This is a genomic window from Flavobacteriales bacterium (genome assembly GCA_016699575.1).
In the GTDB taxonomy this organism is placed as follows: domain Bacteria; phylum Bacteroidota; class Bacteroidia; order Flavobacteriales_F; family PHOS-HE28; genus PHOS-HE28.
The window spans coordinates 2,521,724-2,541,637 of the sequence record CP064979.1 but is presented as its reverse complement, the minus strand read 5'-3'; the positions used below and the strand labels follow the sequence as shown (position 1 = coordinate 2,541,637).

The following is a 19,914-nucleotide window of genomic DNA, read 5'->3' as shown; positions in this document are numbered from 1 at the left end:
GCACAGCACCAATGGTACATATCTTATTAGCGCCGTCATTGACGGTTTTTCCGCCATGACCACCGCCATCGCATCACACCGCCCGCTGCCCTACACGGAGATCAACGTGGAGTGGCAGGCCATGCTGGCGCGCATTGCCAGCGTATGCCCCGTCTACCACAGCAACATCGGTCTGGGCGCCACCGAACAGGCCGAAGTGGTGATCGAAGCGCAGCACAAGCGCCACGTGAAGTCCATCGAGAACATCCTTTTCCTCAACCGAAGGCTCGACCCGCTGGAGCGCCACACGACAGAGCACCTCATCACCTTCCGGTGCCAGCAACGGCTGCGCAGCCGCCGCGAGCTGGGCACCTGGCGCGCCGTGAATGCCGATGAGGCCCCACAACAAGGAGGCGTGGTGAATTACGTTTACGAGGGGAGATTGGGGTGAGCTCTCGCTGGGCGTCCATCGATCGCACGTCCGGGGCGCCAGCCCTACGCCCCCGCCCAAGCGATCAGCGCCGTGAGCAGCGCCGCCACCACCATGACGATGAGCACTTGCAGGAAGCGGGGCACCTTGGACTTCCCGGGGAACACTAGCCGCGCGATGTTCACCACCACTGCAGTAATGAGATTTCCCCGTGCCATGCACCCAAGCTAAGCGGCCTTGCACGCAGTCCGGCTCATGGCGAGAAGTACTTGTCAAGCAGTTCGTGATCGCACTGCACGGGCCTCTTGGCGTTCAAGTGGTAGATGCCCACGTCATCGCGGAAGGCGACACGGCTGTTGAGCCGGGCATACACTTCCACCACATGACCGGTCTTGTCGAAATGGACCCACAGCATGGGGCTGATGCCATCCTTGTCCACCATGCGCGCATAGTTCAGCGAGAACCGTCCTTCCTCCTGCTCTCGCCGTCTGGCGGAGCAACACGGCGGTGCGTTGAAGATGCTGTCCAGGAACACATGGATCTCCGTGGCATGGGAAACGCTGCGGTCGGTGGGTCGCGAAAGTCCAAGGCAGTGACCCTGATGCACGTGCAGCGCAGCGTTCACCGAGAGCGGCAGCCCGAGCGTGCCGACCACTGCGTCGGTGGTCATGCCGAGCTGAACTCGCTTGATGCGCTCGGGGCTCACCCCGGGTGCCAGATCGCTCCGCACACAGCCGGCTACGGCAAGCGCAACGAATACTGGGACCATGAGCCTACCGCGCACGACCGGGAAACGGCAATGGTGGCCGTCTATTGCACCACCATACGCTGCGCGAGCACAGCGCCACTACAGTGCAACCGCACATCGTACACACCCTGCGCCAATGCGCCGTGCGCATGGATGGTGGCGTTCAGTGAACCATGGACGACCGCCAGCTCGCGATGCATCACGAGGTTTCCGATCAGGTCGTGCACAAGCAACATAGCCTTGCCGTCGATCAAGCCGTTGGCGCTCAAACGGAACTCTTCGCCGTTGTTCGGGTTGGGCCATAGTTGCCACACTGCATCATCGGCAAGCGGATCAACGGCCAGCGCCAATTCACCGGTGCACGCACAGGTTGTGTCGATGGCGTCGTTGTAGGTCCAGAACTGGCCGTCGTCACATGGCGTGCCCAATGTGTCAGCGGTAAGCGGGCACACGTCGTCGCTGTTGATCACCCAACCGACCGGTTGATCGCAGGCGAGTTGCCCTTGGCCCGGGTCGCCCAAGCCATCGCCGTCCACATCCGCGAACCAGGCTTCGGCAAGGATCTCGGCCACAGTAACCGGTGTAGCCGTCCCAGAAGCGCAAAGTGAGTTGTGCCGATAGAAGCGGGTGCCAGGTGAGTTGGTGGGCGGATCGTATATGGGACTGACCAATGCCAAGCCCTGGGTCCAATAGCCGCCTGGATCGGGGTTGCCTCCAAGCACGCTGAAGAGGTCGAACGCTGGGTCGGCACTGCACACCGTGATAGTGCCTGCGGTACCAAGGCTTATGGAGGGTTGCCAATAAACGCCCACCGCTACATCGGGACACCCGAGGCCGCTCGGGTCCTGATAGTAGTACGTGCCGGTGGTGTCGTTGGCAGGATCGTACCACCCGCTGTGCAGCGCGCCATCGTGCAGCCACACCCCTCCGGGCACGTGAAAGCCCAGCCGATCGTTCAGGCTGAAGGCGCTGTCCGCGCTGCAGACCAATGAAGACCCTGGGCTCACCACAGCGATCACTTCGGCAGTGATGGACGCGGTGGCCGTACCGCACGGATTGCTCACCGTAAGGGTGTACGTACTGCCGGTCGTGTTGGGGTTTGTGATGACCTGCACGTACGGCGCACCATCGGGCATTGTCATTGGGCCCGACCAGTCGTAGTTCATGCACGTCGGGCTGCCGGTCACCATCGCCGACATGTTCAGGGTGTCGCCAGCGCATATGGGGCCGCTGGCCATCAAGGTGTCGATGGCCGGTGGCACGCAGCCCACCGTGTCGCTGCCGAACACCTGCACAGTTGCACTGTCTGCGCCACAGCTGTTGATGACCAATACACTGTATGTGTCCGCTCCACCGTTGAAGGAGATCTGCGGTTGGTAGGGCCCCGTGAACGTGCCGTCCGCAATGGACCACTGCACCTGCGTGCACCAGGCCACCGTGTCCACCTCCAGATGAAGGGTAACGTTGCCCGGGGTGCAACCCGGCGGGTCGTACGTGAAACTTGTGATCTGCGGTGGCTGGCATCCCACGGTGTCCGGCAGGATGTCCACCGCCAGTGTGTCGCTTCCGCAGGCATTGCTGAAGATCAATTGGTAAGTGCCAGGCACCGGGGGCTGCAGGAAGGGCATCGAGGTGTGCGGATGAAAGCCGTTGGGACCTGTCCATGCATAGCTGGGGCATGGTGTGCTGTTGGCTATACTGGCCGAGAGATTCACAGCACCACTGCCGCAGAACGAAGCGGGGCTGATACTGAGGATGGTGGGCGGCACGCAGGCGGCGGTGTCAGGATAGTCGGGCACGTTCACCCAGGCCGTGTCCGTTCCGCAGGCATTGCTCACCACCAATTGGTAGCCACCGGGCGGGCCACCTGCAACGGGCAAGTTCGTGTTGAAATGCGGCGTCACCCAAGCGTATTGCGGACAAGGGCCGCCGTTGCTCACCTGCGCCTGCACGATGACGTTGCTGTTGCATCCGTACTGGGGCGTCCACGTAATGCCATCAATGACGGGCGGCACGCAAGCCGATGTGTCCAATGCCACGGTGATGGTAGCCGTGTCGCTACCACATGCGTTGCTCATCACCACTTGGTAGGTGCCCGGCAGTCCAGTGTTGCCGATGCTGATGGGTGCGCCATCGGGCATGCCCTGCGGGCCCGTCCAGATGTATTGCGGGCACGGACCTCCGTTGATCGTAGTGGCTTGCAGGGTCAATGGGTCGCCTGGGCACCCGAGGACAGAGGCGCTGATGGATTGGATCACAGGTTTCTCACAACCCGCCGTGTCCGGTGCAATGTCCAACGCCATTGTATCAGCGCCGCATCCGTTGCTGGCCACCAGTTGGTAGAGGCCGGTCATCGGGTTGTTCACCACCGCTGTCGCCGACCCATCGGGCACGGCCACCGGCCCCGTCCATGTATGGTACACGCAATCACCATTGGCCACCACGTTCGCTTGCAACGTCATGGAGCTGCCCGGGCATCCAATGCCGGAAGTGGAAATGCCCAGTATCTCCGGGGCACTCGTACACGCTGTGGTGTCCAGATCCACCACCACACTGAGGGTATCGCTACCGCACACGTTGGTAACGATCAATTGGTAGGTGCCCGGTACTGCATTGTTCACCGTTGCGGATGCAGCACCATCAGGCACTGCCACCGGACCCGTCCAAGTGTAGGTGGGGCAAGGCAGTGCATTGCTCACCTGCGCCTGCAACATGATGGTGCCCGGTGCGCAACCCAATGCTGACGAAACGATACTGCTGATCACCGGTGTGTTGCAGCCGGTCGAATCGGGAAGGATCTCCAACCGAGCACTGTCGGTGCCGCATGCATTGGTCACCACCAATTGGAACACGCCCGGATCATAATTGTTCACGTTGGTGAACGTCTGCCCGTTCGACGTTGCGCCGGGGCCGGTCCAATCATAGTAGGCGCAGTTGCCTGCGCCGGTCACGGTTGCTGAGAGGGTGATCCCATTGCAGCCCCACGGCGCCCAGGCAATGCCCTGGATGTCCGGGGGTGTGCAGTTGGTCGTATCGAAGGCTACCGGCACCTCGGCGGTATCGATCCCGCAATCGTTGATCACCAGTAGCATGTACGGTGCATCGAACGCATCGGGCAGCACGTCAGTGGCGTATGGGCTCAGCACATAGTTGTGGGCCTGCCCGAACCACTGGAAGGCTGGGGCCGTGCCAGTGGCCGTTGCGGCCACCACCACTGGATCCACCAAGCAGCCAGCTCCTGTGGCACTTGCACTGGTGATCTGTGGCGGTGTGCACGGTGGGCATGCACCGGAGGCATACGCACCGGTGGTGATGAAACCCGTGTACGGCATTCCGCCAACTGACATGTAGTAGTCGCGGTTGTTGTTGAACGTGAAGGCGTCGTTCACCAAGCGTACGTTCCGGCAACCGTTCAGGCCGGTGATGCGGAACCCTCCGATGGGCTCCTCCAACGTGGTGATGGGACAGGTGATCCCCATCGCCTCCAAGGAGAAGATGAAGAACGTGAAGTAGCGGTAGCCACCGTCCACCACCACACCACCGCTGGAAAAAAAGTTGTACGCCGCGCAATCGCTCGCCAGGTCGGCGCTGGTGATGTTTCCCCCGGCGCTGTCTTCCCAGCGCACGGTGAAAGAGGCGTTCAGCAGCGCGCCATAGCTACCAGCAGTGGCCACCATGCGCACCTCGAAACTGTCGGGAACCGCGGTCGGGTAGAGCCCGATGTTCACCATTTGACCTGTGGCGCTGGTGGCGAGCACCAACCCGGCCGGCATCAACCAGCGGAACGATAGTGACATGGACAATGCTTGTTCATCGACCAAACTAGATGATCCGTCGTTGGCGCGACCTTGTTCATGGACGGATTTTTACACGGATGTTGAACGGGCAACACGCACTTTTGACGCCATGCCCTCCCTCCTGTCCGACCCCCGCTTCACCGTGCGCAAGCAAGGTGCCATCCGGCTTGCCGATTTCGCGACCCGTCTCCAGGACAAACCTTCCAAGGACGACCTGAAGAAGATCGTGACCGAGGAGCGCGAACGCATCGTGGAGCTGCAGGAAAAGCTCTACGTGGACGACCGCCACACCCTGCTCCTCATCTTCCAAGCGATGGATGCCAGCGGCAAGGACAGCTGTGCCAAGCACGTGTTCAGCGGCGTGAGCCCGGCCGGCATCCGCGTTTGGAACTTCAAAGCGCCCAGCGCCGAGGAACTCGCGCACAATTTCCTGTGGCGCCACGGCACCGCCATGCCACAGCGCGGCATGATCGGCATACACAACCGCAGCCATTACGAGGAAGTGCTGGTGGTGCGCGTGCACCCCGAATACCTCATCGGCCAGAAGATCCCAGGCGTCAACGATGCGAAGGATGCTACCGCGCCGTTCTGGAAAAAGCGCTTCGAGAGCATCCGCAACTTTGAGGAGCACGTGGCCGCGCAAGGCATCACCATCATGAAGTTCCACCTGCGCATGGGCCGCGATGCACAGAAGGAACGCTTCATGGAACGGCTCGATGACCCGAAGAAGAACTGGAAATTCAGCGTGGGCGACGTGCACGAGCGCGGCCATTGGGACGCCTACATGCAGGCCTACGAAGAAGCCATCGGCGCCACTGCCGCACAGCACGCGCCGTGGTTCATCGTGCCTGCCGACGAGCAGTGGGAAACCCGCGCTATCGTGGCGCAACTCGTGCGCGAACAATTGGAGGCCATGGACCTGCGCACACCGGTGCTCAGCGCCAAAGCTAGGGCCGGGCTGGAGGAAGCGCGTAAGCTGCTGGGGGCGGAATGAACCAAGCAGAACCGGTCAGGGAAGCACGTAGCGCACCGCCTGGTCGTAATACCGCTGCCGAAGATTGGTGCTGATGCCGATGCGCACCCAATTGGTCACCTGGTTGCTGAGGCCTGTGGGCTGCCAACTGCGAAATGTGTACACGGCTTCCACGCGCAGGCCGCTGCGCGGGTCCACTTCCCACGAACCGCCCAGCTCGGCGAATAGCACCGTGGTTTCAACGGGGTCGGCCAGGTAGAACCCGAAGTTCTCCAGGCGCCCATCGGCATCGCGCACGGGGCGGTCGCTCTCCGGGCGGAAGATGTTGTTGCCCCAACTGTAAAGACCGGTATCCTGCCCCATGGTGGCCATGCTGGCGTGCAGGTGCGCGCTCCAGCGGTGCTTGCGCCATTCCACACGGGCCAGGGCTTCCCGGAAGTTGCTGCCGTAAGGATGCGCCAGTGCCTGTCCGGCATGCGCATAGTTCTGTCGGCTATCGCTGTGCGTGTAAACGAAGGGCCGCACGTAATTGAACTCGGTGCGCACCGTCAAGGTCTTCGCGCCGAACGCTTCGTAGGCCACAATGCCGAGCTGGAACGCCTGCTTGTTGCCGAACCAGCCGTTGCCAGCGCGCACGTTGTCCATCAGGAATTCGTCGAGCGTCACTTGAGTGTACACCAGACTGCGCTTGCCGGGCCTGATGTTGATGGCGAAGCCGAGCAACGCGTTGTCCCCGCTGCCCTGGCTGTATTCCACCGGGCGGTAGAACACCACCGGGTTCAGGTAGTTGATATCGAAGCCCCGCGGGAATTTCTTGTCAGCGCCCTGCCATACCACACCTTCGAAGAAGCCGATGTTGAGCCATTTGAGCGCGTTCCAACTGAGATAGTGGAAGCTGGCGAACTTGCGGGTGTAGCTCGCCGGGTCGCCGTCGGAGCCGCGTATGTCGTCCAGCATGGTGAAGAGGTTGGTGTACTTCACCTTCCAGAAGGCGGTATTGATGCGGAAGAAGGGATAGCTGCCCGCATTGTCGCTGAGGAAGAGCGAGCGGTGCCCTTCGCCGAAGAAGTTCTTGCCGCGGCCAAGCGAAAGCGTGAAGGCGTCGTCCGGGGTGTAGTTCACCCAGCCGTTCCAGTCGTAGTGCAGTTTGGCGGTGCCATCGCCGTATGCGTAGCCCTCGCCGGGGCTCACCTGTTGCGCGTCCACCAGGCCGTCCAGGTAATCGCTCCAGTTCTCTACCCACCCTTGTCCATCCAAGTGCAGGCTCCAACGCTTGGCGGGGTCGGCTTCCAGCCATCCGCCTGCGCCGCCTCGCCAGGTCAGGGGTTCATTGCTGCCGAAGTCGGCACCGGCGGTTGCGTCCACTAAAGGGCCACCGCGCCAACGCCATCCGGTTGCCGTGGTATCGAAGAGACCCCTGCCCCAGAGCCCGCGCATCTTCAGCGCAGGCGCCATCAGCAACGTGTCGCCACCGGGCAACGCGCGCAGGTCGCTGATCATATAAGGCCGCACCGCCGTGTGCAGGCCACTGTTGCGCTCGTGCGCGGCCGCCGCGAAGGGCGCTTCCACAACGCGGCTCAACGGCAATGTGGCGGGCTGGGCGATGGCACGCAGCGCGGAGAGTGAAGCGATGATCACGCAGAGACGCAGAGAAATGCACCTCAGGTCCATTGGTCCAATGCGCGGCGCATTCCTCCCCTCTGCTTTGGAGAGGGGCCGGGGGTGAGGTCCTCGCTTCATCATCACGTTTTCTCCCTCACCGGTATGAAGAACGGCAGCATGGCCACGAAGAACGCCGTGCTGCCCAGCAGCAGCAGCCCCTTGGTGGGGGCAATGTCGCGTGTGAGCAGGCTGACCAGGGCGATGAAGACGGCATAGCAATAGAGCACCAGCGTGGTGCCGCGGTGCCCCAGCCCGTGAGCCATCAGGCGGTGGTGGATGTGGTTCTTATCGGCCGCGAACGGACTGATGCCCCGCGCAGCGCGGCTCACGAACACGCGGAACGTGTCCACCAGCGGATAGGCCAGCACGCCCATGACGAAGAGCGGCGTGGGCACGCGGCGCAGCCACGGCGGAAGCCGCGTGATATCGTGATCCACGAGGTTCATGGCCAGCACCGCCAGTATGGCACCGATGATGAGCGAACCGCTGTCGCCCATGAAGATGCGGGCGGGGTTGTAGTTGAAGACGAGGAAGCCGAGCAGTGCCCCGGCAAGCACCGCGCTCAGCAAGGCCAGCGGCACATCGCCGGCCAGGAAGAACCAGCAGCCGAAGGCCGACGCGCAGATGGTACCGATGCCCGCCGCCAGACCGTCCACACCGTCGATGAGGTTGATGGCGTTCACCAGCACCACGTACACGAAGAAGCTGAAGGCAATGCTGAACGGGCGCGGCAGGTCGTACACGTTGAAGATGCCGTGCATACTGGTGATGCGGATGTCGGCCATCATCACCAGGATGTAGCCCACGATCATGTGGCCCACCAGCTTCTTCACCGGGCTGAAGCCGATGATGTCGTCCTTCACGCCGATGAAGAACAGCAGCACCATGGCGGCGATGATGTACTTGAACTGCTTGTAATAGAGCCCCATGGCACCGTACATCGGTTTGTATCCGAGATCGGGCAGCTTCAACTGCCCAGAGCCGGGGAACCACAACGCGAAAGAGAACAGCACCGCTGCGAAAATGATGATGCCCCCGATGGTGGGCACGCTGCGCCGGTGCAGCTTCCGCGCATCGCCGGGCTCGTCCACCAGGTGCTTCATGCGCGCCACCTTGATGAGGCTGGGCATGGTGAAGAGCACCACCACCAATGCCGTGAGGAAGCCGAGGAGGATGGTGTACGCGTGGCCCACGTTCAAATGTCGTAGTACCGGTTGAACAAGCCTGTGCGCAACGCCACGTACAGGTAGCTGCTGTTGAGGTGGTCGGCCGCAAGGCCCAGGTCCCTACCGGTCCACCCCACCACGATGCGCGCGTTGTTGTTCTGGTTCATGATCCAGCCCGCGCTCAGGTCCAGATGCACCAGTTGGCGGTGCACTTCGGGCACATCCGCGGCGCCCAGAACGCCCAACTGCTGCACCAGCGGGTTGTTGCCGAAGTCGGTGCCCAAGGTGTCCTGCAAGATGATCTGCGCCACGTTCACCTTGCCGGTGAAGAACCAGCGCTTCTTGCGGTAGTCGAGGATGCCCACGGCCTCGGTGAAGTTGGCGCCCAAGGGGTGCGCCATCGGTTGATTGTAGTGCACCATGCCCAGGTTGCGCGTGGCGCTGCCATAGGTGAACGCACTGGCGCTGTTGTACTCCAGCAGCAGGTGCAGGTCCTGTTTGAAGATGTCGAACATCCGCAGCCCGGCCTGCCATGCGAACCGCTCACGGCCAGGGTCGTCGGTAGCGAACTGCCCGTAAGCGAAGAGCTTGTCGGTCAGCTTCACCTTCACATCAAGCCCAAGCATGTTGTTCACGCCCTCGCTGCTGAAACCATAAGCAAGGGTGTTGATACCGATGACCGGGTTCAGCTGCATGCCATTGAAGGCACTGCTGCCGCCTTGCTGCACAGTGCGCCAATGCGTGGCCTCGAACAGCCCTATCTGCGCCGGACCAACGTTCACGCTCAAGTGGTTGAAGGTGGCGCGCTTCCAGTAGAAGATGCTCTCGCTGCTCTCTCCGGTCGGCAAGCGGTTCGCTTCGCCCACCATCTGCAGCTTGCTCATGATGCTGCTGTACTGCACGCGGTCCTTGAACAGGAGCCAGCTATGCTTCAGGTAGGGGTAGTTGAAGGCGTTGTCGCTGAGCAGCACGCTGCGGTAGCCATTGCCCACGAAGTGCTTGCCATGGCCGAACTGCACGTTCACCCAGCGCCGCGGGCTCCAGCTCACGTTGCCACCGGCCCAACTGAAGTCGAACCCGCGTTGGTCGGTGGTCTTGATGCGGCCCTGCCCCGGCACCACGCCGCCAATGTTCACGTACTGGTAGAGGTATTGCGGGTAGATGGCCTGTGTCTCATAGAAGGTGGTGCTGAACGACACGCGCGCGCCGATGTCGGCGGCGATACGGTAGCCGCGCGCGTTCACGTAGAAACGCGTGGTGTCAGCGAACTCGCTCGGGTCGCGGAAGTCCTGGCCCAGTTCGAAGTTCCAAACGCCATCGGCCACCACGCGGAAGCCCTTCTTATTCACATCGATGAGGTGCGTCTTGAAGAGTACCTTGGTAAGGATGTAGTAGTGCCGGGTGCTGTCCGGCCGGTGGCCCAGCACGTTGGTCAGGTCCACCCGGCTTTCGATCTGCGGGCGCAACCCGGTATGCACGGGACTTGTCCGGCAGGCGTGGTTGCGGTCCAGGTCCAGGTAGATGTCCCGGTTCAGCGGCACATCGTTGTGCTGGGCCAGGGACACGGCCATCTTGGCCGTGGCGCACCACACGAAAAGCAGGACGAGGGACCGCATCAGGAAAAGGCGGCCGAAGGTAGAAGGGGCGTCCGGCAGAGACCAGCCGAAGACATGATGTGCCGGTTCACCGCCTTGACACGACGAACTTCCGTGGTTCGGTGCCATTGCCGAACTGTATCAGGTAGAGACCTGGGGGCATGCCTGCCAAGCCAATGCCCTGCTGTAGGTCGGTGTCCTTTTCCAGCTTGATGATCTTCCCTGCAATGTCGATCACCCTGTAATTGCGCTCAATACGGAGATCTGGCCCCAAGAGCAGCCGGTCATCGACCACAGAGACCCAATCTGCGCTGGACCCGTGTACAATGTGCGAAGTCATCGGGAAAGTGCAGAACAGGGTGTCTGGATCGAGTTCCAAATAGCCGATGCCATCCAGCGCCCTGCCATCCAAGCGGTCATCATCAGGATGGATCCATTCTGCCTGGAACAGGATCGTACGATCCACGATATCCGTCCCTTGCGCAACCGGCACTCCATCGATCATCGGGGTCACATAAGACCAAGCGACCGTGCTGTCAGGACGAATGGAGACCACCCATCCTTGCCGCCCGGAGGTGCCCAATACATACCCGTTCGGTAACAACTGTCCGCTTCCCTGTCCCGGAGAAGTGAAGTCTGTTGGGTTTTGCAGGGCAAAGCGTTTTTCGCGCGCTGACGGGCCGAAAGCCGCACCCGCCTGTAACACGTAATTGCCCGTACTGTCCAACGGAGGGGCAATTAGGTCGATTGCGCTAACACCAGGCTGTACCCTGTTATTGAAGACCATGATCTTACCACTGTCCGGATCTCCGGGGACCAATCCGGGACCTGTCCAGATCGCAGCGTGATTGAAGAACAGTTGCTGGTCCGAAGGCAGTCCCCGATCATAGATCGCTGGGTTGCCCCACCGGTACAAAAGATCGCCACCCTTACCGGAATTGCCACCCGCATGCCCGGCTGCTTCGGCTGCTGTTGTGCTGTGGTCAATGATCCATATTTCGTTGAGGAACGGCACGCTCAACATGATCTGGTCCAACGCCGGGTTATAGTCGATGGAGTTGATGTGGAGCCAATCCGGATTGTTGTTCTGGGAGTACACCTTGTTGATATCGACCAGTTCCGGATGGTCCGACACGACACCGAAATTCTGGGCCAGCGGGTCGTTGTCCTGGATCAAGTGGTCCCAAACATGCCATTCCCATACGATGATCCCGGAATCCGGGGCCAACGGTTGTACTTCGACCACCTTCTCCGGCCATAGGGTGTTGAACCCGAAGCCCGTGGTATCGCGGCCTGCATCGTACGCTTCCTGTACCGTTTTCAGTTCCCAAACAATGAGCAGCACGTTGCCGTTCGGGAGCATCTCGGCATCGTGATGCATGCATTCAGTGGCGGAACTCACCGTGTAGTCCCAAAGGATGGTGTTGTCCCAGTCCTTGATCTGCACATGCTGTCCATTGCCTCCAGCAGTGAAGAACGGATTGCCGCCAGCCTCGTCCACATAGGTACGAAGCACACTTCCGTTCGCGATCAGCCGCGATCCGTTGCCGGGCACAGAGGTCGTATCAGGCCAGGTATGTACCAATTCTCCGCACGAGTTCAGTAGGTACATCGTGCCTTGCTGGTCAGGATATATGAGCACATAGCCGTCAGCGTGATCGTTCGCGAATTCGACCAAGCCAATGGTGTTCTGGCCGGTCATTCGTCCTGCCAGCAGAACCAGGGCGAGGGATACAAGGCAGTTAGCAGAGAAGTGCACCATCGGGTTCAGGTTTGGGGGGCTGAATGTACTGGGAGGCGTTTGGTGGGATCAGCCGATCAGGGGGCAACCTCGGGGTGTTTGGATCGTCCCTCGGTAACCGCTCATCGTTCTTTTTTCAACTTGCCATCGTGGGTTATGCCCATTCGTCTAAATTGCCCCCACGTTCACCTAACGGAAAGATCACAAACCCAACCTGAATCGCATGTACAGTCTTAACCCTTTGTCAAGTGCGCGACCAAAGCGTTCTTGGCTGAAGCGCATGGCCACGTTCGGCTGTGTTGCTGCATTGGCGGCCACAAGCCTCAATGCGCAGTTCGTCATCATCGGTACCGATGCTGCTTCCACCGCTGGAAGCGCAAGTGACCCCATCGATGACTTCTTCAACTTCGCCCGATATCAGGTCGTGTACACTGCGGCCGAGTTATCGGGTGCGGGCATGCCCGGCGGCGCACAGATCTCGGGTCTGGGCTTCTCAGTGATCGAAGACAATGGTCCTGCGTTTCCCACGTATACGATCCGGATGGCCCACACCACAGCCACCAACAGCGCATCGCATAACGCTGCCGCACTGACGACGGTGTTCGGCCCGGCGAGTTACGACGCTGTCACCACCGTGGCAGGTTCTCATGATATGATCACGTTCAGTAGCAATTTCACCTGGAACGGAACGGACAATATCCTGGTGGACATTTGCACGGGTTCCAGTTCAATGCCCTATGCTACACCTTATGGTGGCGTTCGTGGGGCCACTCTTACCAATGGCTCCCGTCGGATCCGGTGTGATGCGTGCGGAAGCCAGTGTGCGGTGAACACTAACACGACGAATACCGTGCGCCCTCAGATCCGTTTCAACTATGCGGTCCTTGGTTGCACACAACCGACCGGTACGGCGTCCCAAACAGTTGACTGCGGCACGACCAGCTATACCGTCAGTGGTACGCTCGCGACCATGGGCGATGCTACTTCTGTGGACGTTGTGAGCAGTGTGCACGGCACGATCGCCACCTTGGCCGCTCCGGGTGCGTGGGGCCCAACCCCATCGAGCGCCATCGGTGTGAACCAGACCATCACCTTGGTCCACAACTTGGATCCCTTGTGCAATGCCAACCTTGGTTCCTTTAGTGGTGCCGGTGTGCTCTGCAACGACGCCTGTGCGACACCTTATGCACTGCCGAGCTGCACGGGCGGCACGCAGATCGTGGATGGGACCACCACGGGTTCGACCGTGGATGCGGAATACAGCAACTGCGGTGCTGGCGGCTCCAACACGACCGAACGTGGTGTGTGGTACACCTACGCTGGCGATGACAATCAAGTGACCATCACAACGTGTGCGACCACCGCTCTTACCACTTATGATACCCGTCTCACGGTGTACGAAGGGTCATGCGGTGCATTCACCTGTGTGGCAGGCAACGACGACATGTCGCCAGCATGCCCCGGTGCCAGCTTCCGTAGCTCGGTGACCTTCAATGCATTCAGCGGCACCACGTACTATGTGTTCGTGCACGGCTTCCAATCGGGCGTTGGCCTGAGCGCGACCGGCAACTTCCGCCTGACGCTCAACTGCAGCCCGCTTTGCCTGCCCATCCCCGGGAACGACCTCTGTGCTGGTGCCACGGCCATTACGGTCGATGCTCCGGCCATCTCTGGCAGCAACACCTGCGCAGCTGCCACCATCGGTAATCCAACCTGCGAGAGCGGCTTCGCGACCCTGCCTGATGTGTATTACAGCTTCGTTGCCAGCGCTGGCGGCACCAACTTGGTGACCATCACCCAGAACAGCGCAACCAACATGGGTTACGCTCTTTACGACGCATGCGGTGGTACGCAAGTAGCCTGTGTGGCCACGGTGACCAGCGGAAGCCCCAACACGCACACTGGTCTTACCGGTAGCAACACCTACTACCTGCGCGTAGAGACCGATGCCGGTTCGGAGGGCACGTTCGACATCCAAGTGACCCAGCCCTGCCAGCCCGCCGGCACACGCACGGCCGTTGCCGCTTGCGCAACCCAGGAGTTCTATATCGATGTGAACGTGACCGACCTCGGCACCAGCACGGACCTGGACATCACCACGGATTTCGTGGGCGATACGGAGCCCACTGGTGTTGGATTGGGTGTTACGCAGATCGGTCCTTACCCGAGCGGCACCAGCGTTGTGGTCACCTTGGTTCACGATAACGGTGGCATTTGCAACCTCGCTTTGTCGTCGGTTAGCCTTACGTGCCCGCCCGTCAACGACGATTGCGCGAATGCGATCGCCCTCACCTGCAATAGCGTTACGACAGGCTCCACGACCGGTTCTGCCATCGACGCAGTGGGCACCTGCACGACGGCCCTGAACACGGCTGGTGGCGTGTGGTACACGTTCGTGGGCAACGGCGGCACGGCCACCCTGGCCTTGTGCGGCAGCACCTACGACACGCAAATGGGTGTGTTCACCACCCCCGACTGCACGACGTTCACCTGTGTGGAGGGCAACGACGATGACAACGGCACGAACGGTGCGAACGTGTGCTCGAACAATCTGCACAGCTCATTGAGCTTCCTTACCACGAACGGCACGACCTACCATGTCTTGGTGACCGGCTTCAACACGAACACCGGCAACTTCACGCTGGAGCTCACCTGCACTGGGAACGATGTTCCGCCGTGCGCCGACAACGGGGTGGTGGTGGATCTCACTACCGACAATTTCGGCAGCGAAACCAGCTGGGCCATCTATCCCGTTGGCAACAGCATCCCTGTTTGCAGCGGTAGTGGTTACAACAACAATTCGGACATCAGCATCGATTGCTGCCTGATGGACGGTTGCTACATCCTGAGCTTCTTCGACGACTTCGGCGACGGCATGTGCTGCACCAATGGTGTGGGCGGCTATAAGCTGAGCACCAGCAATGGCAAACGCATCATCGACAATGTGGACGATGGGGAATTCACCAGCGTGAGCTCGGTGGCCAATGGCTTCTGCGTGCCGATCGGCGCTACGCAGTTGACGATCGCCACGTGCGACAAGGAGGACTTCCTGATCAACGACGTGGTGGTGAGCGGCATCGACCCTGCCGTGAGCGCCCAGTTCGGTGTTACGAATGCCACGAGCGGTTACCAGTTCTGGCTCTTCGACCCCGATGGCAGCTACAGCCGTCGTCTGTTCCGCAGCCACGCCAGCGGTACTTGTGTTGGTACGCCTGCTGGTGCGACCCGTGCAGCGCACATGAAGTTCAGCTGCTTGAACAGCGTGCTGCCGAACGTGCCTACGGACCTTCTCCTGAACATGCGCGTACGTCCGCGTGTGGCCGGTGTGTACGGTGAGTTCGGTCCCGCCTGCCGCGTGATGGTGCTGAGCGCACCTCCGGCTTGCCCGACCACGCAGCTCGACAACAACGTGCTGAACGCCGCTACTACCTACAGCTGCGGTGCCACGGGTAAAGTGGTGGGCGCTTCGGGCTACGCTGGCAAGCTCTATCCGAACATCGTGGCCGGTGCCAACAAGTACCAGTACGAGTTCGTGCAGGTCGGTGAAGCATATGCCCGCACCATTGCCACCGCAACGGGCAGCTACGCGCTTACCCTCGCGAACTGGGCCACCAACCCGCTGCTGTGCGGCACGTACACCTACGACGTTCGCGTTCGCGTGAGCTTCGACGGCGGTACCAACTGGTGCGCTTACGGACCTGTGTGCACGGTGGAGATCACCAACAACCCACCGAACAACTGCACGCCGGTCGGCGCGTTCCAAGGCGGTGGTCTGAACGCGATGAGCGCTACTGAAGAAGGCATTAGCATGTGGCCGAACCCCACGGGCGACGGTCGTGTGACCATCGAACTGAACGGGCTCAGCGCTGATGCACTGACCGCCAACGTGGAGATCTTCGACCTCTTCGGCAAGCGCGTGGCCACCCAGGCCATCAGCACCGACGGTGCCACGGAGATGAACACGGTGATGACCTTGGACAACCTGGCAACGGGCATGTACATGGTGCACGTGACCAGCGGCAACAAACAGTTCACCGACCGCTTGGTGATCAAGTAACTCGCTGAAGAACTGAACGAAAAAGCCCCGGCCGATGGCCGGGGCTTTTTCGTTGCTGATGCTTCCGGAAATGACAGCTCAGCGGCCCACGATGAGCCGCTCAGGCCTTGGCCAGGTCGCTCTTGGCGAACTCAGCATAAACCGCAGCGATGCCATCGCGCAGCCCGATGCGGTGCTTCCAACCCATGTTGTGCAGGCGGCTCACGTCCATGAGCTTGCGGGGCGTGCCATCCGGCTTCTCCGTGTTCCACTTCAGCTCGCCGGTGTAACCGACGATCTCCTTGATCATCTCGGCCAGCGCCTTGATGGTGAGGTCCTCACCGGTGCCGATGTTCACGAACATCTCCTCGTCGTAGTTCTGTAGCAGGAAGAAGCAGGCATCGGCGAGGTCGTCAACGTGCAGGAACTCGCGCATGGGCGAGCCGGTGCCCCACACTTCAACGCTCGGCGCGCCGGAGACTTTCGCCGTGTGGAACTTGCGGATGAGCGCAGGCAGCACATGGCTGTTGTTCAGGTCGTAATTGTCGTTGGGCCCGTAGAGGTTGGTGGGCATGGCGCTGATGTAGTTCACGCCGTACTGGCGGCGGTAGCTCTCGGCCATCTTGATGCCTGCGATCTTGGCGATGGCGTAAGGCTCATTGGTCTGCTCCAGCAGGCCGGTGAGCAGGCTTTCCTCCTTCAGCGGCTGCGGGGCCATCTTCGGGTAGATGCACGATGAACCGAGGAACAACAGCTTCTTCACGCCGTTGCGGTAGGCGCTGTCGATCACGTTGTTCTGGATCATCAGGTTCTCGTGCAGGAACTGCGCGCGGTACACGTTGTTGGCGTGTATGCCGCCCACCTTCGCCGCTGCGAGCACCACCACGTCGGGTTTCTCACTGCTGAAGAAATCCCGGACGGGTTGCTGCTCCCGCAGGTCCAGCTCCTTGCTGCTGCGCGTGACGATGTTGTTGAAGCCGTCCTTCTGCAGGCGACGCACAATTGCGGATCCCACCATGCCCCGGTGGCCTGCCACATAGATCTTGTCTGTCTTGTTCATCTTCTCGTTCGTCAATGTGTCGACCCAGTGGGTCGACGCTACATGGAACAGGAATGATCGGAGATCATTCTTGTTCGTGCAGGATCTTGTGCCCGCCTTTCTTCAGGTACACGTCGCGCTTGAAGAGATCCAGGTCGCTCTGCACCATCTCGTTCACCAGGGCCTTCAGATCGTACTTGTGCTTCCAGCCGAGCACGCGTTGCGCCTTCCGCGGGTCGCCTTCCAAGTGGTCCACTTCCGCTGGGCGGTAGTAGCGCTTATCGATGGCCACCAGGGTCTTGCCGGTCTTCTTGTCGATGCCCTTTTCCTTATCGCCCTTGCCCTTCCATTCCAGCTTGATGCCCACCTCGGCGAAGGCCAGGTCGATGAAGTGGCGCACGGTGTACGTCTTGCCGGTGGCCAGCACGAAGTCGTCGGGTTTCTTGGCCTGCAGCATCAACCACATGCCTTCCACATAGTCCTTGGCGTGGCCCCAGTCGCGCTTGGCATCGAGGTTCCCGAGGTAGAGGGTCTGCTGCAGGCCCAGTTTGATCTTGGCCACGGCGCGGGTGATCTTGCGCGTCACGAACGTCTCGCCGCGCAGCGGGCTTTCGTGGTTGAAGAGGATGCCGTTGCAAGCAAAGATGTTGTAGCTCTCGCGGTAGTTCTTGGTGATCCAGAAGCCGTAGAGCTTGGCCACGCCATAAGGGCTCTTCGGGTAGAAGGGCGTCTCTTCGTTCTGTGCACGCGGCAGTACACCACCATACAGTTCGCTGGTGGATGCCTGGTAAAAGCGGGTCTTCTTCTCCATGCCCAGGATGCGTATGGCTTCCAGGAAACGGAGCGTGCCGATACCGTCGGCGTTGGCCGTGTATTCCGGCATTTCGAAGCTCACGGCCACATGGCTCATGGCAGCGAGGTTGTATATCTCGTCCGGCTGGATCTCCTTCACCAGACGGAGGCAGTTGACACTGTCGGTGAGGTCACCGTAGTGCAAGTGGAAGGGGCGGCCCTTCTCGTGCATGTCGTGGTAGAGGTGGTCGATGCGGTCCGTGTTGAACAGCGAGCTGCGCCGCTTCACGCCGTGCACCTCGTAGCCTTTGTTGAGCAGCAGTTCGCTCAAGTACGCGCCGTCCTGCCCGGTAACACCGGTGATCAGTGCGACTTTCCGCTTGCCTCCCTTCTTCGATGATCCGTTCCCGTTCTTGCGGGACTCTGAAGTCTTCTTCGCCATGTTATTGCTTGTTCAGCTTATTGGACGATGAACCAATTGTTCACCAGTTCGTTCTTGTTGTAGCGCATGCTCGTACCGGTGCGGAGGTCGGTGATATCGCGACCCGCTTCCAAGGCGATGGCATGCCCGGCGGCCGTGTCCCACTCCATGGTCGGTGCGTAACGCGGATACACGTCGGCGGCGCCCTCGGCCACCAGGCAGATCTTCAGAGCGCTCCCGATGCTGGCCAACTGCACGGCCCCGTGCGCGGCTTCCTTTTCCTTGATGAACGCCTCCGTTTCCGGGGTGCTGTGGCTGCGGCTGGCCACAATGGTGAAGGTGTCGCGATGGTTTTGCACGGGCAGTCGTTCCGCTAGGGCGGCGAGTTCATACGCCGGCTTGCCCATGAAGTTTCGTGCTTGCTGAAGACGATAGGCCCCGCCGCCGTGCCAGGCGAAATACAGCGTGTCTTTCACGGGGACGTAGAGGATTCCCCCGATGGGCCAGTGGTGGCCAGTGACCCCATCCCCGGCCCTTCCCCGGTGGGGAAGGGAGCCTTCCGCACCGAGCTCCTGCAGTGGCCCGGGTGTTTCCGCATAGGGCAGGTCAGCGGTATGGTCCGGTCGGGTTTCCACCACGCGCTTGATCGTTTCGAAGACGTGTTGGCCGCCGGTCAAGACCTCATCGTTCGTGAACCGCAAAACCTCGAATCCGAATGTCTTGAGCCTTTCTGTCCGGTTCAAGTCGACTTCCTCCAGTCCAAGGTGTGCCGCCCCATCAACCTCGATCACCAATCGCTTTGTCAAGCACGCAAAGTCAGTGATGTGTTCGTCGATGACATGTTGTCGACGGAAACGCACACCCAAATTGTCGTGCCGCAGCATTCGCCACAGTGCTTCCTCAGCAGGTGTGGGTTCTTTGCGCATATCCCTGGCAAAACCACGGAGCCGGGAATAGGCCTTCGGGTCTGCCACAGTGTACCGGCCATCGCCTCGGTATCCTTCTTCAGCTCTATTGTGCATTTCCCCCTTCCCCACCGGGGAAGGGCCGGGGATGGGGTCCATAAGCGCGATGTTCACAGTGAATTCGCCGTTGCGCTTGATGAACTCCTTTGTGCCGTCCAACGGATCCACCAGCCAGTAGCGCTGCCACGCCTGGCGCTCGGCCGGGGCCATGGTCTTGCCTTCTTCGCTCACCAGGGGCAGAGCTGTCACGGCAAGCTCTTGTGCGATCACCGTGTGCGCGCGCTTGTCAGCCTCGGTCAACGGGCTCTTGTCGGCCTTCTGTTCTGCGGTGAAATCAGTGCCGTAGACCGCGAGGATCTGCTCGCCGGCGGCGAACGAAGCGCGGATAGCAGCGTCCAGTAAGGGAAGAAGTTCGCTCTGCACAGCCTTGGTCCCGATAAGTCGGGAGGCCGAAGGTATCCGCGCCCCGAGCGGGTCTTTACCGGGCCTAGGACGGTTTTCAACGCTACGACCTTTGCAGCCGGCGTCCGCAATGCGCGCATACATTTGGCGCACGTTCTTTCCGGCAAC

At 60.8% G+C, this 19,914-nt stretch carries 13 protein-coding genes; 3 read left to right on the top strand and 10 right to left on the bottom strand.

All coding sequences use genetic code 11. The annotated features are described in order from the left end of the window. Positions 1 to 55 precede the first annotated feature (55 nt). Entirely contained in the window at positions 56 to 430 is a 375-nt protein-coding gene (locus IPJ76_10505; GenBank protein ID QQR85051.1) for a hypothetical protein, read from the top strand. A gap of 44 nt (positions 431 to 474) precedes the next feature. Here IPJ76_10505 and IPJ76_10500 read toward each other — a convergent pair whose 3' ends face one another. Genes IPJ76_10500 through IPJ76_10490 form a run of 3 tightly spaced genes read right to left on the bottom strand, consistent with a single transcriptional unit; the run spans position 475 to position 4,954 of the window. Beyond that, positions 475 to 627, bottom strand: coding sequence for a hypothetical protein (locus IPJ76_10500; GenBank protein ID QQR85050.1), 153 nt, complete (start codon positions 625 to 627; stop codon positions 475 to 477). A gap of 35 nt (positions 628 to 662) precedes the next feature. Next, positions 663 to 1,193, bottom strand: a complete 531-nt coding sequence (locus IPJ76_10495; protein ID QQR85049.1) for a hypothetical protein — start codon at positions 1,191 to 1,193, stop codon at positions 663 to 665. Between the two features lie 26 nt (positions 1,194 to 1,219). Continuing rightward, complete coding sequence (locus tag IPJ76_10490) at positions 1,220 to 4,954, bottom strand: hypothetical protein (protein ID QQR85048.1); 3,735 nt, start codon at positions 4,952 to 4,954, stop codon at positions 1,220 to 1,222. Positions 4,955 to 5,063: 109 nt separating this feature from the next. Here IPJ76_10490 and IPJ76_10485 point away from each other — a divergent pair, with 109 nt between their 5' ends. Continuing rightward, positions 5,064 to 5,948, top strand: a complete 885-nt coding sequence (locus tag IPJ76_10485; GenBank protein ID QQR85047.1) for a polyphosphate kinase 2 family protein — start codon at positions 5,064 to 5,066, stop codon at positions 5,946 to 5,948. Positions 5,949 to 5,963: 15 nt separating this feature from the next. Here the strand turns inward: IPJ76_10485 and IPJ76_10480 are convergent, their stop codons facing one another. The 4 genes from IPJ76_10480 to IPJ76_10465 form a co-directional block, all read right to left on the bottom strand. After that, positions 5,964 to 7,565, bottom strand: coding sequence for a hypothetical protein (locus IPJ76_10480; GenBank protein QQR85046.1), 1,602 nt, complete (start codon positions 7,563 to 7,565; stop codon positions 5,964 to 5,966). 104 nt (positions 7,566 to 7,669) lie between these two features. After that, on the bottom strand, positions 7,670 to 8,782 hold the full coding sequence (locus IPJ76_10475) for an undecaprenyl/decaprenyl-phosphate alpha-N-acetylglucosaminyl 1-phosphate transferase (protein ID QQR85045.1): 1,113 nt from the start codon (positions 8,780 to 8,782) through the stop codon (positions 7,670 to 7,672). A 2-nt stretch (positions 8,783 to 8,784) separates the two neighbouring features. Continuing rightward, positions 8,785 to 10,371 (bottom strand): hypothetical protein, encoded by a 1,587-nt coding sequence (locus IPJ76_10470; protein QQR85044.1) that lies wholly within the window; start codon positions 10,369 to 10,371, stop codon positions 8,785 to 8,787. A gap of 67 nt (positions 10,372 to 10,438) precedes the next feature. Next, the gene (locus tag IPJ76_10465; GenBank protein QQR85043.1) at positions 10,439 to 12,112 is read right to left on the bottom strand and encodes an aryl-sulfate sulfotransferase; all 1,674 of its coding nucleotides are present in this window, start codon (positions 12,110 to 12,112) and stop codon (positions 10,439 to 10,441) included. Between the two features lie 259 nt (positions 12,113 to 12,371). Between IPJ76_10465 and IPJ76_10460 the strand changes: the two genes are divergently transcribed. Beyond that, positions 12,372 to 16,148 (top strand): T9SS type A sorting domain-containing protein, encoded by a 3,777-nt coding sequence (locus IPJ76_10460; protein ID QQR85042.1) that lies wholly within the window; start codon positions 12,372 to 12,374, stop codon positions 16,146 to 16,148. A 100-nt stretch (positions 16,149 to 16,248) separates the two neighbouring features. On the opposite strand, the gene IPJ76_10455 is transcribed toward IPJ76_10460, so the two are convergent. The 3 genes from IPJ76_10455 to IPJ76_10445 all read right to left on the bottom strand — a co-directional run bounded on the left by IPJ76_10455 (position 16,249) and on the right by IPJ76_10445 (position 19,890). Then, positions 16,249 to 17,187: a GDP-L-fucose synthase gene (locus tag IPJ76_10455; protein QQR85041.1), complete on the bottom strand. Its 939-nt coding sequence runs from the start codon at positions 17,185 to 17,187 to the stop codon at positions 16,249 to 16,251. A gap of 64 nt (positions 17,188 to 17,251) precedes the next feature. After that, on the bottom strand, positions 17,252 to 18,400 hold the full coding sequence (gmd, locus tag IPJ76_10450; protein ID QQR85040.1) for a GDP-mannose 4,6-dehydratase: 1,149 nt from the start codon (positions 18,398 to 18,400) through the stop codon (positions 17,252 to 17,254). Positions 18,401 to 18,417: 17 nt separating this feature from the next. After that, a complete protein-coding gene (locus IPJ76_10445; protein QQR85039.1) occupies positions 18,418 to 19,890 on the bottom strand; it encodes a DUF559 domain-containing protein in 1,473 nt (490 codons plus the stop codon). Positions 19,891 to 19,914 lie beyond the last annotated feature (24 nt).

What these genes read in the sequence shown, in the direction of transcription:
- IPJ76_10490 (QQR85048.1), bottom strand. Translation starts at nt 4,954, where the DNA reads ATGTCACTATCGTTCCGCTGGTTGATGCCGGCCGGGTTGGTGCTCGCC.
- IPJ76_10505 (QQR85051.1), top strand. Translation starts at nt 56, where the DNA reads ATGACCACCGCCATCGCATCACACCGCCCGCTGCCCTACACGGAGATC.
- gmd (QQR85040.1), bottom strand. Translation starts at nt 18,400, where the DNA reads ATGGCGAAGAAGACTTCAGAGTCCCGCAAGAACGGGAACGGATCATCG.
- IPJ76_10470 (QQR85044.1), bottom strand. Translation starts at nt 10,371, where the DNA reads ATGCGGTCCCTCGTCCTGCTTTTCGTGTGGTGCGCCACGGCCAAGATG.
- IPJ76_10485 (QQR85047.1), top strand. Translation starts at nt 5,064, where the DNA reads ATGCCCTCCCTCCTGTCCGACCCCCGCTTCACCGTGCGCAAGCAAGGT.
- IPJ76_10500 (QQR85050.1), bottom strand. Translation starts at nt 627, where the DNA reads ATGGCACGGGGAAATCTCATTACTGCAGTGGTGGTGAACATCGCGCGG.
- IPJ76_10460 (QQR85042.1), top strand. Translation starts at nt 12,372, where the DNA reads ATGGCCACGTTCGGCTGTGTTGCTGCATTGGCGGCCACAAGCCTCAAT.
- IPJ76_10445 (QQR85039.1), bottom strand. Translation starts at nt 19,890, where the DNA reads ATGTATGCGCGCATTGCGGACGCCGGCTGCAAAGGTCGTAGCGTTGAA.
- IPJ76_10465 (QQR85043.1), bottom strand. Translation starts at nt 12,112, where the DNA reads ATGGTGCACTTCTCTGCTAACTGCCTTGTATCCCTCGCCCTGGTTCTG.
- IPJ76_10455 (QQR85041.1), bottom strand. Translation starts at nt 17,187, where the DNA reads ATGAACAAGACAGACAAGATCTATGTGGCAGGCCACCGGGGCATGGTG.